We start from the raw sequence: 12184 nt of genomic DNA, 5'->3' as shown, positions 1-12184 counted from the left end.
GCGAAATTCTCGCTTCTGGAAGGGCACTTGCGTTCCCATTTCGAAACCCATGGCCGTCGGCTTAGGAACGACCTCGGGCGGTCAGGATTCCAATGGCGCGATGCGGGACGGGACAAGATGCCTGAGAGCGATTGCACGATGCGGCCGCTGAACCAGCAGCATCATCCGGAGGACAAGTAAGGCTGCTACTTGTCCGCCATGGTTCGCTCCGCATCCTTCGCCTGCGAGCGAAGCGTCGGCAGTTGTTCGCGGGCAAACGCCGCAAGCGCGGCATTGTCGGGCGCTTTCAGATAGTGCTCAAGCAGGTCGATTGCGGATTCATATTCGGGAATCTGGGCGGCGTAGAAGCTTTTGACGTAAGTCGGGCCGTCCGAATTTTGGGGCTCGACGAGGCACGCGCCAGCCGTTGTCGTCTTGCCGACACGCGGCTCCGCACCAATCGCCTCCTGAATCCGCTTCAGTGCCTTGTCGCGCTTGGCAGCCTCTTCTGCGCGCAAGGCGGCAAGGTTTTTAACCTCTGTATTGCCCTTCAGGTCGGTGCTTTCCAGGAGGCTCTGCTGGAAGCGGCTGAATGTATAGAGGCCGCTGATGACATCGGTTGCGGTGGGCGCACGGTTGCCCGACTTTCGCTCGCCCGTGCTGTCGGCAAGTGCTGTGGTGTTGATGAACACAAGGACTATCGCGACAAGAACTCGCATGGATATCCAATGATCGATCGGGTGCGAAGTTCCCTGAACGTTACGATCCGGTAAGGCCAGTTGCGGCGTAGGGGTTCCGTCCCCACGTCCTCTCCATGAAACAGTCTGACATCTTCAGGGATAACGCCGACAACTGCCTGCAGCTTGCCGAGCGTGCGGAAGGGCAACCCGCCTACAATCGCTATTCGCGCATGGCGGATGCCTGGACGGCATTGGCGAAAGAGCAGGACTGGCTTGATGGCGAAATCCCGCCCGTCATGGTTCGCATCCAGCAAACGCGGGATGAATAGGGGGTCTCATTTTCGTCAATCTCCGTGTGAGGCCGCGCACGGAATGTAAGCGACCAAACAGGGATCATCGGGCAATAGTCGATCGCGTTGATTTTTGGATTCCAGAAGGAGGTTTTGCGATGGCTCCACGTCTGGCTCTTCTCTCGCTCATTCTCGCCTTTGGCGTTTCGGTCGCGTTCGCGACGGTGACGACGGTGCGGCAGGTGCATCAGGAAAACGCAGCGGCGGCAATCCACGCAACGCATAGCTAGCGCTTGGGTCCTCCCGCGCGCTGGAACATTCGTTGTGCCAGCGCGTAACCGCTTCAAGACATCAGGAGAGGCGAGAGGACATCATGGTGCATTCCGACCACGGCATCGTCAAAGACAAGCGGGCGGAGGATCAGCCGCGCGACAAGCGGCGTGCACAGACCGTGCACAAGACGGATCCGAAGGGTTCGCCGTCGCGTGAAGCGACGCGCGATCCCAGGCTGAGCGACAAAAGCAAAACGCCGGGCTCCGGCGTGATGTCGGACGATTCCGGCGACGCTCCGACGGGCTAACTGCGCGAGGAACGAATCCCAGCGCGAAGAGTCGACGGATTGCTTCCGGTAGTCATGCCCCCGGTGAGCCGGAAGCAATTTCCAAGGACGGCCCTGGCACCCACCGTGCCGGGGTCGTTTTGGCTTTCTGAATGGCCCGTGGATTAATCCTTGGGCTCATTTCTCGCTATTGCCTTCGGGATCTCCCTGAGTGTGTCCCTCAGGGCCGCGGCCGAATAAGCCGAAGTTGCTCGACTTCACGCCGGCCGCCGCATCGACGCCCACGGCGGCCAGTCCGGACTTGAGGAGCTCACGGACTGCCGCCGCCCGTGTCGGCATGCGATGTTTGAACCGGAAATCATCAACGGCGGCCAACTCTTCCGGCGAGAGCATGACCTGAAGGCGCTCGGCGCGAAGGTCGTTCATGATCGATCACGCAAATTGAGTAAGTTGAGTAGTTTGCTCAATGGACGAACCTGGCAAGAGTTCCACAAGAGTCGGAAAAATCATCAAATTAGTAAAAATACTCAACAAAATCAATAAGTTATATTGAAACCACTCTCGCGATGGCGCATTCTCTTGGAAAGGGAGAAAGGCCATGACGGACGACGTCAGGTTACCCCGCAAGCTTTCCGAAGAGCCCAAAGCGCCCAAGCCGGTGCGCCCGAGCCACCAGAAGGTCATCGATCAAGTCGAACGCTGGGCCAACAGCCCGGGCCTGCAGCCACCGAGGACGGAAGATGCGAAGACGATCTGAACCCCACACATTCGAACAACGTCTCGATGCGCAGAGGCTGCGGCTTGAGCACGAATCGTCAGACCTGCCGGACGGCCACCAGCGCGATTCCGTTGCAGCGCGCATCGAGCAACTCCAGACCGCCGCGGAAATGTACGATTTCCTGATGCTCCGGGAAGAAGCCGCGGCCCCTCTCTGATCGCTCCCAGCGTTCGGGCTGTTTTGGGCGAGAGGTGATGCGAAGCTGTCGCCTCAGCCACCACGCCGACACGGAATCCATGGCCCAAGCCAGAATGGCGGTGGCGAACGCGCCGACGACGCTTGTCGATACCATGACATAGAAGACTGCGGCGAATGCTGCGAGGCCAATGCTTCCGAGGCCGGCGCCCGCAGCATCCAGCGCTGCGGCCTGCTGCCCGCGCCGCCGCCCATTGAGACCGGCCTTCTTTTTGGCTCGGCGCTCATGGCTTTCGATCAGCGTCGTGCTGGCGCAGAAGATGGCCGGGAGGGCCAGGAATAGTCTTCGAGCAGGCCGAACGCGACCGCAAGCCAAACGGCAAAAGCGACGATGGTGGCGGGCAACGCGGCGAGCCGAAACCTCATCAGCAGAAGGCAGACGGCGAGGCTGTAGCAGGCGAGGGCAACAGCACCGTAGATCATGGTCCAGCTTTCCGTTGCGGCATAATGCGGGCCGTGCTGAACGATGGTGATGCCTAGCGTCGCAAGCGCGACCGACGGCGCGGCGCCGAGAAGCCCGCCGAAGCTTTTGGGCCTGAGCATATCGCCCAGGATCGCGAAGGCGGACACGATCACGCCGCCGGCGATGAAACGCAGGACATATTCGGTCATGGCCCTACCCGTCGGTCTCCGGGCTCGCGGTATGACTTCGCCAATGTCCACGGCCTCAGCATCCGCTCGACGACGACGCCGAGAGCGAAGCCCACGACGACATCGCTGGCCCAATGCGCGAGCAGCGCCACGCGCGTCAACGAGAGCGCCACGGCAATGGAGCGCACGAGACGGCGGCGGGCGGGCGGCAGCAGGCTGGCCGCTGACGCGAGAGCGCCCATATGCACGGCGTGGCCCGACGGGAAGGCGTCGCGCGGCCGTCCGGAGAAGGGGATGCCGTGGCGATGGCCTCGCACAGTTAGCCGGTCTGGCCTGACTTGATCGAACGCGGATTTCAGGATGTGCGGCAGCACCGCCGTGGCAAGCGAAACCGCCAGGATGTGATTGGCCGCGCGGCGCTGTTCGGGAGGTCGAAGCCGGGTGTAGAGCCAACCTGCAGCGGCGAGGGCGAGCATCACATGCTCGTCCGCGCCCCAGGTCAGCGCCTCGGCGGTCTGCTCGAGCTCTGAATTGGTGCGATCCGCGATCTCGTTCGCGATCGCGATATCGATCCGTGTTGGTTTGACTGTTACGAGCGCCATAGGTCTGTGGCTGGCGAAACGATCTCCATGACAGTGCTTTAGAGCTCGGGCGCCGGGCTCACTTGGACTGACCGACGCTCGGTGCCTTGCCGAGCTCGTTGGCCATGTCGAGGTGGTGCTTGAGCGCCGGTAGCGTCTTCCCGGCCCAATCCTTCAGCTCGGCATTGTCGCCACCCTTGGCGTAACGTTCGAACAGCGAGACCGCGTCCTTGTGCGCGCTGACCTGGTAAGAGTCGTAGTCCGAACTGAAATCCTTACCGGTAGCACCCTTCAACTTATCGAGCTTGCTCTGCTGCGAGCCGTCGAGCGCCGTCGGCAAGGTTGCCTGCACCTTGCCATCGCCAACCAGGCCCTCGAGCTCGCCGCGGGTCTTGGTGTGGTCGGTCACCATCTGCTGTGCGAAGCTCTTCTCCTGCGCATTTCCCTTCTGCTCGGCGAGCTTGCTCGATTCGATCTCGAACATGTCGCTGATGGCGACCTCCTTGACGAAGTCGGCGGTAGCAGGCGCGACGCCGAGGGCCGAATTGACGCCGGTCTTCTCGCCCAGCGATTGGGCAAGCGCGGGGCCCGCGAGAAGCACGCACGCAAGCGCGATGATGGCACGTTTCATGGTCCGATCCCTCCGGTTGGTCGCGCGACCGCTTGCCGCGCCAGAATGCGCCGACCAACACGGTGTCGGGGCCGATGTTCCTAATCCGTCGGATTGCGGCCGGTGCGCGGGTTGATCGGATCGGTCGGCTTTCGCCGTAGCCCCTCCGGCAGGAACGGTTCGGTCGGCGAGGCCGACGGATCGGCCCGCACATCGGCATGATGCTGCGCGCGCTCGTGCGGTGTCTTGTTGTCATTGAACTGCCGCTTCACATCGACGCCGTCGACGGGATCATTGACGCCATGCTGGGTATCGCGGAAATCGCTCATGGTTCACCTCGTTCCATCGCGAACAGCTCTCGGTTTCCTGTCGCGAAACATTGAGAACAGCGCGCTTCCGGCGATGTTCCTGCGGGGTCACCAGATGTCACATCCCGGAACGATCGCCCCCCAAATCCGGTTGGTCCCACGCATTGGCGGAGCGGAGAGGAGAATTGAGATGTTGAGTCAGGGCGAAATGGATCGCAACGAGATGGGCCGGTTGATCGGCAGCGACAAGGTCGAGGGAACGTCCGTTTACGGCGCCGATCGCAACCGGATCGGCTCGATCGAGCGCGTGATGATCGACAAGGTGAGCGGCAAGGTGTCCTACGCCGTGCTTGGTTTCGGCGGATTTCTCGGCCTCGGCAACGACCACTATCCGCTGCCCTGGCAGTCGCTGAAATACGACACCGAGCTCGGCGGCTACGTCACCGGGCTCACCGCCAAGGAACTGGAGGGCGCGCCGAAATACGGCGAGAGGAGCGATTGGAACTGGGGTGACGACGCTGCAATGCGCGGCATCAACGCCTATTACGGCGTTCCCGTCGCGTAGCAATCACAGAGGGAGAAGGAACGGCCCAACGACGATCCCCGGCATCAGAATGACTGGGGCTCGCACGCCCAGACGGACAAGCCCTGGAAGGGCAACCCGGAGAAGGAGCAGAAGTCGGGTGAGGCAAAGCCCGATCTCGAGAAATGGCAAGAGGCCAAGACGCACTGACCGAAGTGCACAGGCAGTTGCAAACCGCATGAGCGCGGCAGGCACACTGCCGCGCTTCTCTTTTGAGCATGTGCATTCACGAATGACAGCGGTGCTCCCGCAAGGCGGAACCATGCTTCGGCGCTGCGGTTAGGCTCCCGGCGCGCGAGCATGGCAGGGCTGCTTGCGAGCTGAACTACACGGCGCTGCTGGCCGGTCTCGCGTTGTCGCCCGGCGGCATCGGAACCCTGGTGCTGATGCCTGTGGTCGGCCGTCTCGTCAGCGCGGTGCACCCCAAATATCTCATCATGTTCAGCGCTGCCATCGTTGCGCTGTCGATGTGGCATCTGACAGGGATCAACGGCGACATCACTTACGGCTACGCGGCGCTCTCGCGCATCTTCCTCGCGGTCGGCTTGCCTTTCCTGGTCCTGCCGGTGACCACCGCCTCCTATGACGGCGTGCCGCCGGACAAGATCAACCAGGCCTCCGCGCTGATCAACGTCGCCCGCAACATCGGCGGCTCCATGGGCGTCGCGCTGGCGCAGACGATCTTCGCGGAGCGCCAGCAATTCCATCAGAGCCGTCTGATCGAGCACGCCGCGCCATCCGACCTCGGCTATCAGCAAGCCATCTATGCCATGACGCGCTACTTCCAGGCGCAGGGCTCGAATGCGAGTGATGCGGCCGCACACGCGCTCGCCTGGGTCGGCAAGACCCTGCAGCAGCAGGTCGACTTCCTCGCCTATATCGACGTGTTCTGGACGCTTGCCATCATCGCGGTGCTGATGATCCCCACCGCCGCCGTGCTGCGCCCGATCGATTTGAGCGCTCCGGCGCGGGGGCATTGAGCTTTTTCCGTCATTGCGAGCGCAGCGAAGCATTCCAGATTGCTGGCCGCGGAGAGACCCTGGATTGCTTCGCTGCGCTCGTAATGACGAGACTACAGCCAGAACGCATTCCATCTCACCCCGTCGCGTCCCTCCGTCCGGGCCCCGCATGCACATGCACCTGTTTCGCATGCAGCGTCTCGCCGCACTCCGAGCACACCATCACGGGATCGAACAGCCTGCCGCAAGTCTTGTGCTCGTGCAGCAGCGGGCGGCCGCGTTCGTCGCCCATGTGGGTGTCGCCCCAATGCACCATCGCCATGATGATCGGGTAGAGGTCGAGGCCTTTCTGCGTGAGGATGTATTCGCAGCGCTTCGGCGACTCGGAATAGGGGACGCGGCGCAGGATGCCGAAGCGGACCAGCTTCTTCAGTCGCTCCGAGAGCAGGTGCCGTGTGATCTGGAGCGAGGACTGGAATCCCTCGAACCGCCGCACGCGTAGAAAACATTCGCGCAGGATCAAGAGCGTCCATCGGTCGCCGACCACGGCAATGGTGCGCGAGAGCGAGCAGGGCTCTTCGTCCAGCGTGTCCCATTTCATGTTGGTTCTCCGGTCAGTAAGTCTGAAAAAGGAACTGAATTGAATGATCAAGGATATTTACAAAGTAAGCTAGCACTCAGTTCTGCAGTTTGACAGTTCTATTTTAGAACTATAGCCTCCGGTCAATCACCAGCACGCCATGCGTGGAGCAGCGCGGCCAGTCGAAGGAGGCGATCTTGTCTAGGCGAAACGCTACAGCAGCCATCATCGGAGCCGGCGATTTCATCGGCTCGGAGATCGCCAAGAAATTCGCCGCCGAGGGATTTTCGATCTTCGCCGGCCGCCGCAACGGCGACAAGCTCGCGCCACTGGTGACGGACGTCGAGGCGGCCGGCGGCGAGATCCACGCGTGCTCGCTCGATGCGCGGAAGGAGGAAGAAGTCATCTCCTTCCTCAACGACGCCGACAAGCACGCGCCGCTTGAAGTCTGCATCTTCAACGTTGGTGCCAATGTCAATTTCCCGATCCTCGACACCACCGAGCGCGTGTTCCGCAAAGTCTGGGAGATGGCCTGCTATTCCGGCTTCCTTGCGGGCCGTGAAGCCGCGCGGCTGATGCTGCCCCGCGGGGGCGGCAACATCTTCTTCACCGGTGCGACTGCAAGCTTGCGTGGCGGTAGTGGCTTTGCCGCCTTCGCCAGCGCCAAATTCGGCCTGCGCGCGGTGGCGCAGGCGATGGCGCGTGAGCTCGGACCGAAGAACATCCATGTCGCCCATCTCATCATCGATTCCGGCGTGGACACCGAATGGGTGCGGCAACGCCGGCTCGAGGCGCTCGGTCCGAACGCGCTGGACAATCCCGACCTCCTCATGCCGCCGTCGTCGGTCGCGGACTCCTATTGGCAGCTCTATCAGCAGCCGAAGAGCGCCTGGACTTTCGAAATGGAGATCAGGCCATTCGGAGAGAAATGGTGACCGCAGCGCAAAAGTCCGGCTAGACTGATCCAAGCATCAAGCAAAACTACGGGAGGAAGCTTACGTGAAGACCGCGATAACCGAACTGTTCGGCATCGAGCACCCCATCATCCAGGGCGGCATGCATTTCGTCGGCTTTGCCGGGCTGGCGGCTGCCGTCTCCAATGCCGGCGGGCTCGGCATCATCACCGGTCTCACACAGAAGACACCGGAATTGCTTGCGAAGGAGATCGCGCGCTGCCGCGACATGACCGACAAGCCGTTCGGTGTGAACCTCACCTTCCTGCCGACCTTCTCGGCACCGCCTTACCCGGAGTACATCGCCGCGATCGTCGGAGGGAGGCGTCAAGTCCGTGGAGACGGCGGGGCGCAGCCCGGAACAATACATGCCCGCGCTGAAGGCCGCCGGCATCAAGGTCATCCACAAATGCACGTCAGTTCGCCATTCGCTGAAGGCCGAGCGCATCGGCTGCGATGCGGTGAGCGTCGACGGCTTTGAGTGTGGTGGTCACCCCGGCGAGGACGACATTCCCAACATGATCCTGCTGCCGCGCGCGGCGGAGGAATTGAAGATCCCGTTCGTCGCCTCCGGCGGCATGGCCGACGGACGCAGCCTCGTCGCGGCGCTGTCGCTGGGCGCGGCCGGCATGAACATGGGCACGCGCTTCATTGCCACCAAGGAAGCGCCGGTGCACCAGAACGTGAAGAATGCACTGGTCGCGGCGACCGAGCTCGACACCCGCCTGATCATGCGCGCTTTGCGCAACACCGAGCGCGTGCTGAAGAACGCCAATGTCGATCGCCTGCTCGAGATCGAACTCGAGAAGGGCGCCAAGCTCACCATCGACGACATCCACGATCAGGTCGCGGGCGTCTATCCCAAGATCATGCTGGACGGGCAGATGGATGCAGGCGCCTGGAGTTGCGGCATGGTCGCAGGCCTCATCCGCGATATCCCCTCCTGCAAGGAACTCATTGATCGCATCATGGGCGAGGCGGAAACCATCATCCGCAGCCGCCTGATGGGGTTCCTGGATGGGGCAGGGGCGACGCGAAAGGTCGCCTGACATCGTCAAACTTCTTAACCACAGCGGCAATTGGCCGCTGGAATTGCACGCGACGGCTCCTAAATAGGGGTAAATTACCCCTTTCAAAATCAATTTCAGGAGGCGTCCATGGTCCTGAAAAGCGTTCCTTTTGCAGTTGCCGTTGCGCTCGTGCTCGCATGGGGCGGCACCGCGCGCGCTGACGACTACAAGCCTGACGAATATCTCGGCCTCGATCTGTCCAAAGCCGTGCTGTCGCCGAAGCGGCTCGGGCCGGAAACGCAATTCGCGCCGGTCGCGTTAGAAGCGAAGGGCAGCAACGAGGCACAGGCCCGCGCCGAGCCCATCGACGTGCCGAAGAAGGTTGCCGCCGAACGCGTGCATGTGTCCGAGCCGAAGGTCGCGCATGTGCGGAAGGCCCAGCCACACGGCGCGGCGCGCACGAAGCTCGCGCATCGCCGCGGCAATCCGCTGGACGCGCAGGCGATGGACACCCGTATCCAGACCTGGCCATGCCGCACCGGCGGCATCTGCAACTGGAAGCGCTAGCTCGCAAGCGTCATCCACGCGTCGCAAAACCGTAGGCGCGGAGTCAAGAAACCGTAAGGGTAGGAGTCAACGAGCGCAGGCACCTTTCGTCGCGATTCGACGAAGGTTTCCTGAATGGCATCGCTCCGCGCCTCGCGCGCATGGACCCGGCGGCAATTCCTGGTCCGCTCGACTTCCGGCCTCGCCGTCGCCGCGCTCGGCACACTCGCAAAGCCGCATCTCAGCCGCGCCGCCGATCGCCCGCAGATCGTGGGCGGCATCCAGTCGGGCGATGTCTGGGATGGCTCCGCGGTGATCTGGGCGCGCGCCGACCGGCCTGCGCGCATGCAGGTGGAGTGCTCGAGCGTCGAAAGCTTCAAGACCATCATGACGTCAGCTTCGTGCGATGCGTTGCCCGATGCTGATTTCACCTCGAAACTGCTGCTGAACGATCTGCCCCCCGGGCAGGACATCTTCTATCGCGTGCGCTTCGACGACATCGCCACCGGGATTGCCGGCGAAAGCCGCGTCGGCCATTTCCGCACCGCGCCGGCCGCGGGCCAGTCGATCTCATTCCTGTGGTCCGGCGACACCGCAGGGCAGGGCTGGGGCATCGATATCTCGCGCGGCGGCTATCGCAGCTATCGCACCATGCTCGACAATCGCCCGGACTTCTTCATCCATTCCGGCGACCACATCTATGCCGACTGCACGATCCCTTCTGAACAGAAGCTGCCGAATGGCGAGATCTGGCGCAATCTGGTGACCGAGGAAAAAGCCGAGGTCGCGCACACGCTGGCGCAGTTCCGCGGCAACTACAAATACAACCATCTCGACGACAACTTCCGCGCCTTCCATGCGCAAGTGCCGATGTTCGCGCAATGGGACGATCACGAGGTGACCAACGACTGGTCGCCGGCCGGCAGCTACGACGAGGCTGGCTTTGAGGATAACGGCACCCCGCGCCTCGTTGCGCGCGCCCGCCGCGCCTTCTTCGACTTCATGCCGATCCGTGACATCGGAGCGCAGCAGGGCCGTGTCTATCGCAAGATCGCCTACGGTCCGCTGCTCGACGTCTTCATGATCGACATGCGCAGCTATCGCGACGAGACCTGGAACAAGGGCGACGATCACCGTGGCTGGATTCTCGGCACCGAACAGCTCGCCTGGCTGAAGCGCGAGCTCGCCGCCTCGCGCGCAACCTGGAAGGTGATCGCCGCCGACCTGCCGATCGGCCTAGTCAGCCTGGATGCGGTCGCGCTTGGCAATGGCCCGCCCGACCGGCGCGAGCACGAGATCGCGGACCTCCTCAGCTCCATCAAGCGCGCCGGAATCCGCAACATCGTCTGGCTCACCGCCGACATGCACTACACCGCGGCGCATTACTACGATCCGAACAAGGCTCATTTCCAGGATTTCGAGCCGTTCTGGGAGTTCGTCTCGGGACCTCTGCATGCCGGCACCTGGGGGCCGGGCGAGCTCGACAACACCTTCGGCCCCGTCGCGAAGTACCAGAATGGTTGCAGCGAAGCGCAGGGTGAAAATCTGGCGCCGAGCTTCGGCTTGCAGTTCTTCGGCCGCGCCGACATCGACGGTGCCAGCGGCATGATGACCGTGACGCTGAAAGACGTCGATAATCGCGACCTCTGGTCAGTCGACATCGTGCCGCAGCCGCAGGCTCGTCCGGCCTTGGTGGCGCAGCATTCGTGAGGCCCGTCTCGTCATGCACGGGCTTGTCCCGGGCATACGTTCTTCGTGTGGCTGGGCAAGGCGTGGATGGCTGGGACAAGCCCGGCCATGACGTCGTTGAGGCATCGTGTAATACAGTGCTAACCCGATCTTGATTGGCCGCCCCACGCCTCCCGCGCTATAGTGGTCTTTCCCGCCACCCCTTTTCCATCATCGAAAAGTCTGCTCACGCGGTAGCGCCGCGCGCATCCGGCGGGCTGAATTACGTCAGGAGCCTGTTCATGGACAATCTTAAGACACAGGGCATCAGCATGCCCAAGCTCGGCCTCGGCACCTTCCGCATGCAGGGCGATGCCTGCCGCGCGGCGGTCGAGACCGCGCTGTCGATCGGCTATCGCCACATCGACACCGCCGAGATGTACGCCAATGAAGAATCCATCGGCGCCGCGCTCGCTGCGGCCCGACTGCCGCGCGGCGAGTTGCACGTCACCACGAAAGTCTGGCACGAGAACCTGGCACCGGATGCGATCCGCCGCGCCTTCGACGCCAGCCTGAAGAAGCTGGGGCTCGACCATGTCGACCTCTATCTCGTGCACTGGCCGTCGCAGGCCGCGAACTGGGGGGGCGGTGTTCGAGACCCTGATGAAGCTGAGGGAGGAGGGGCGCACGCGGGCGATTGGCGTTGCCAATTTCACCACCGCGCTGCTCAAGATCGCGGTCGAGGACATCAAGGCGCCGATCGCCTGCAACCAGATCGAATATCACGCGATGCTCGATCAATCGAAGGTGCTGGCCTATCTCAACGCCAAGTCGATCCCGCTCGTCGCCTATTGCCCGCTCGCGCAGGGGCGCATTGCCTCGGATCCGGTGCTGACAGAAATCGGCGCCAAGCACAATGCGACCGCCGCGCAAGTCGCGCTGAAATGGCTGCTCGACCAGGATGGCGTCGCCGCGATCCCGAAGGCCTCGCGCCGCGAGAGCCAGCAGGCCAATGTCGACGCGCTGAAGATCACGCTCGACGATGCCGACCGCAAGAAGATCGCGGCGCTGCCGAAGGACGGGCGCTGCGTGAATCCGGGTTTTGCGCCAGCGTGGGACTAGGTGGTGTGGACTCTAAGGATTCCCATTTAAGTGCAAATCAGATTCAAGGCTTCTTTTGGGGAGGTCGCCTTGGGTGTGACGGATCGTTTGGTTTTGAGCGACGCGGCCTGGGAGCGAATGGCGCCCTTGATCATCGGACGGCCCGACCAGAAGGGCTCGACCGGGCGGGACAACCGGATGTTTGTGGAGGGG

Annotated in this window: 16 protein-coding genes and 4 pseudogenes; 12 read left to right on the top strand and 8 right to left on the bottom strand. The window is 62.6% G+C overall.

Translation table 11 applies throughout. The annotated features are described in order from the left end of the window. Window positions 1-185: 185 nt before the first annotated feature. On the bottom strand, window positions 186-698 hold the full coding sequence (locus tag AC630_RS34705; RefSeq protein WP_074122910.1) for a DUF4142 domain-containing protein: 513 nt from the start codon (window positions 696-698) through the stop codon (window positions 186-188). A 95-nt stretch (window positions 699-793) separates the two neighbouring features. On the opposite strand from AC630_RS34705, the gene AC630_RS34700 reads away from it, so the two are divergent. The 3 genes from AC630_RS34700 (at window position 794) to AC630_RS34695 (ending at window position 1529) form a co-directional block, all read left to right on the top strand. Continuing rightward, window positions 794-988, top strand: coding sequence for a hypothetical protein (locus tag AC630_RS34700; protein ID WP_074122909.1), 195 nt, complete (start codon window positions 794-796; stop codon window positions 986-988). Between the two features lie 119 nt (window positions 989-1107). Then, on the top strand, window positions 1108-1239 hold the full coding sequence (locus AC630_RS47935; protein ID WP_283808476.1) for a hypothetical protein: 132 nt from the start codon (window positions 1108-1110) through the stop codon (window positions 1237-1239). Between the two features lie 83 nt (window positions 1240-1322). Further along, window positions 1323-1529: a hypothetical protein gene (locus tag AC630_RS34695; protein WP_074122908.1), complete on the top strand. Its 207-nt coding sequence runs from the start codon at window positions 1323-1325 to the stop codon at window positions 1527-1529. Window positions 1530-1685: 156 nt separating this feature from the next. Here AC630_RS34695 and AC630_RS34690 read toward each other — a convergent pair whose 3' ends face one another. Beyond that, window positions 1686-1934: a hypothetical protein gene (locus AC630_RS34690; RefSeq protein WP_074122907.1), complete on the bottom strand. Its 249-nt coding sequence runs from the start codon at window positions 1932-1934 to the stop codon at window positions 1686-1688. A 172-nt stretch (window positions 1935-2106) separates the two neighbouring features. Here AC630_RS34690 and AC630_RS45870 point away from each other — a divergent pair, with 172 nt between their 5' ends. After that, a complete protein-coding gene (locus tag AC630_RS45870) occupies window positions 2107-2265 on the top strand; it encodes a hypothetical protein (protein WP_167561337.1) in 159 nt (52 codons plus the stop codon). Window positions 2266-2323: 58 nt separating this feature from the next. Here AC630_RS45870 and AC630_RS48515 read toward each other — a convergent pair whose 3' ends face one another. The 5 genes from AC630_RS48515 to AC630_RS34660 form a co-directional block, all read right to left on the bottom strand. Further along, the gene (locus AC630_RS48515) at window positions 2324-2578 is read right to left on the bottom strand and encodes a hypothetical protein (protein WP_502691576.1); all 255 of its coding nucleotides are present in this window, start codon (window positions 2576-2578) and stop codon (window positions 2324-2326) included. A gap of 140 nt (window positions 2579-2718) precedes the next feature. Next, on the bottom strand, window positions 2719-3093 hold the full coding sequence (locus AC630_RS34675; RefSeq protein ID WP_074122905.1) for a DUF3147 family protein: 375 nt from the start codon (window positions 3091-3093) through the stop codon (window positions 2719-2721). Beyond that, window positions 3090-3674, bottom strand: a complete 585-nt coding sequence (locus AC630_RS34670) for a phosphatase PAP2 family protein (protein WP_074122904.1) — start codon at window positions 3672-3674, stop codon at window positions 3090-3092. Before AC630_RS34670 ends, AC630_RS34675 begins: the two co-directional genes overlap by 4 nt. A gap of 58 nt (window positions 3675-3732) precedes the next feature. Next, window positions 3733-4284, bottom strand: a complete 552-nt coding sequence (locus tag AC630_RS34665) for a DUF4142 domain-containing protein (protein ID WP_074122903.1) — start codon at window positions 4282-4284, stop codon at window positions 3733-3735. Window positions 4285-4364: 80 nt separating this feature from the next. Further along, the gene (locus tag AC630_RS34660; protein WP_074122902.1) at window positions 4365-4592 is read right to left on the bottom strand and encodes a hypothetical protein; all 228 of its coding nucleotides are present in this window, start codon (window positions 4590-4592) and stop codon (window positions 4365-4367) included. A 169-nt stretch (window positions 4593-4761) separates the two neighbouring features. Here AC630_RS34660 and AC630_RS34655 point away from each other — a divergent pair, with 169 nt between their 5' ends. Beyond that, window positions 4762-5136 carry a PRC-barrel domain-containing protein gene (locus tag AC630_RS34655; protein WP_074122901.1) on the top strand — a complete coding sequence of 125 codons (375 nt, stop codon included), beginning with the start codon at window positions 4762-4764 and terminating at the stop codon, window positions 5134-5136. A 335-nt stretch (window positions 5137-5471) separates the two neighbouring features. Continuing rightward, window positions 5472-6134, top strand: a pseudogene (locus AC630_RS34650) (MFS transporter); the annotation flags it as partial. Between the two features lie 115 nt (window positions 6135-6249). On the opposite strand, the gene AC630_RS34645 reads toward AC630_RS34650, so the two are convergent. Next, the gene (locus tag AC630_RS34645) at window positions 6250-6714 is read right to left on the bottom strand and encodes a winged helix-turn-helix transcriptional regulator (protein WP_074122900.1); all 465 of its coding nucleotides are present in this window, start codon (window positions 6712-6714) and stop codon (window positions 6250-6252) included. Between the two features lie 176 nt (window positions 6715-6890). Here AC630_RS34645 and AC630_RS34640 point away from each other — a divergent pair, with 176 nt between their 5' ends. From AC630_RS34640 to AC630_RS47430, 6 genes and pseudogenes are all read left to right on the top strand, one after another. Further along, entirely contained in the window at window positions 6891-7628 is a 738-nt protein-coding gene (locus AC630_RS34640; protein ID WP_074122926.1) for an SDR family oxidoreductase, read from the top strand. Between the two features lie 64 nt (window positions 7629-7692). Further along, window positions 7693-8695 (top strand): annotated as a pseudogene (locus AC630_RS34635) (NAD(P)H-dependent flavin oxidoreductase). A 108-nt stretch (window positions 8696-8803) separates the two neighbouring features. Further along, entirely contained in the window at window positions 8804-9223 is a 420-nt protein-coding gene (locus tag AC630_RS34630) for a hypothetical protein (RefSeq protein WP_074122899.1), read from the top strand. A 114-nt stretch (window positions 9224-9337) separates the two neighbouring features. Further along, complete coding sequence (locus AC630_RS34625; RefSeq protein ID WP_074122898.1) at window positions 9338-10912, top strand: alkaline phosphatase D family protein; 1575 nt, start codon at window positions 9338-9340, stop codon at window positions 10910-10912. Between the two features lie 260 nt (window positions 10913-11172). Further along, window positions 11173-11992, top strand: a pseudogene (locus AC630_RS34620) (aldo/keto reductase). Window positions 11993-12061: 69 nt separating this feature from the next. Then, window positions 12062-12184, top strand: a pseudogene (locus AC630_RS47430) (IS5/IS1182 family transposase); the annotation flags it as partial.

This window comes from Bradyrhizobium sp. AS23.2, from assembly GCF_001908185.1.
Taxonomy (GTDB): domain Bacteria; phylum Pseudomonadota; class Alphaproteobacteria; order Rhizobiales; family Xanthobacteraceae; genus Bradyrhizobium.
The sequence above is the reverse complement of the archived record's forward strand: the minus strand, read 5'-3'. Positions and strand labels throughout refer to the sequence as shown.

What these genes read in the sequence shown, in the direction of transcription:
- AC630_RS34645 (WP_074122900.1), bottom strand. Translation starts at nt 6,714, where the DNA reads ATGAAATGGGACACGCTGGACGAAGAGCCCTGCTCGCTCTCGCGCACC.
- AC630_RS34705 (WP_074122910.1), bottom strand. Translation starts at nt 698, where the DNA reads ATGCGAGTTCTTGTCGCGATAGTCCTTGTGTTCATCAACACCACAGCA.
- AC630_RS34690 (WP_074122907.1), bottom strand. Translation starts at nt 1,934, where the DNA reads ATGAACGACCTTCGCGCCGAGCGCCTTCAGGTCATGCTCTCGCCGGAA.
- AC630_RS34665 (WP_074122903.1), bottom strand. Translation starts at nt 4,284, where the DNA reads ATGAAACGTGCCATCATCGCGCTTGCGTGCGTGCTTCTCGCGGGCCCC.
- AC630_RS48515 (WP_502691576.1), bottom strand. Translation starts at nt 2,578, where the DNA reads ATGGTATCGACAAGCGTCGTCGGCGCGTTCGCCACCGCCATTCTGGCT.
- AC630_RS34655 (WP_074122901.1), top strand. Translation starts at nt 4,762, where the DNA reads ATGTTGAGTCAGGGCGAAATGGATCGCAACGAGATGGGCCGGTTGATC.
- AC630_RS34670 (WP_074122904.1), bottom strand. Translation starts at nt 3,674, where the DNA reads ATGGCGCTCGTAACAGTCAAACCAACACGGATCGATATCGCGATCGCG.
- AC630_RS34630 (WP_074122899.1), top strand. Translation starts at nt 8,804, where the DNA reads ATGGTCCTGAAAAGCGTTCCTTTTGCAGTTGCCGTTGCGCTCGTGCTC.
- AC630_RS34625 (WP_074122898.1), top strand. Translation starts at nt 9,338, where the DNA reads ATGGCATCGCTCCGCGCCTCGCGCGCATGGACCCGGCGGCAATTCCTG.
- AC630_RS47935 (WP_283808476.1), top strand. Translation starts at nt 1,108, where the DNA reads ATGGCTCCACGTCTGGCTCTTCTCTCGCTCATTCTCGCCTTTGGCGTT.
- AC630_RS34700 (WP_074122909.1), top strand. Translation starts at nt 794, where the DNA reads ATGAAACAGTCTGACATCTTCAGGGATAACGCCGACAACTGCCTGCAG.
- AC630_RS45870 (WP_167561337.1), top strand. Translation starts at nt 2,107, where the DNA reads ATGACGGACGACGTCAGGTTACCCCGCAAGCTTTCCGAAGAGCCCAAA.
- AC630_RS34675 (WP_074122905.1), bottom strand. Translation starts at nt 3,093, where the DNA reads ATGACCGAATATGTCCTGCGTTTCATCGCCGGCGGCGTGATCGTGTCC.
- AC630_RS34695 (WP_074122908.1), top strand. Translation starts at nt 1,323, where the DNA reads ATGGTGCATTCCGACCACGGCATCGTCAAAGACAAGCGGGCGGAGGAT.
- AC630_RS34660 (WP_074122902.1), bottom strand. Translation starts at nt 4,592, where the DNA reads ATGAGCGATTTCCGCGATACCCAGCATGGCGTCAATGATCCCGTCGAC.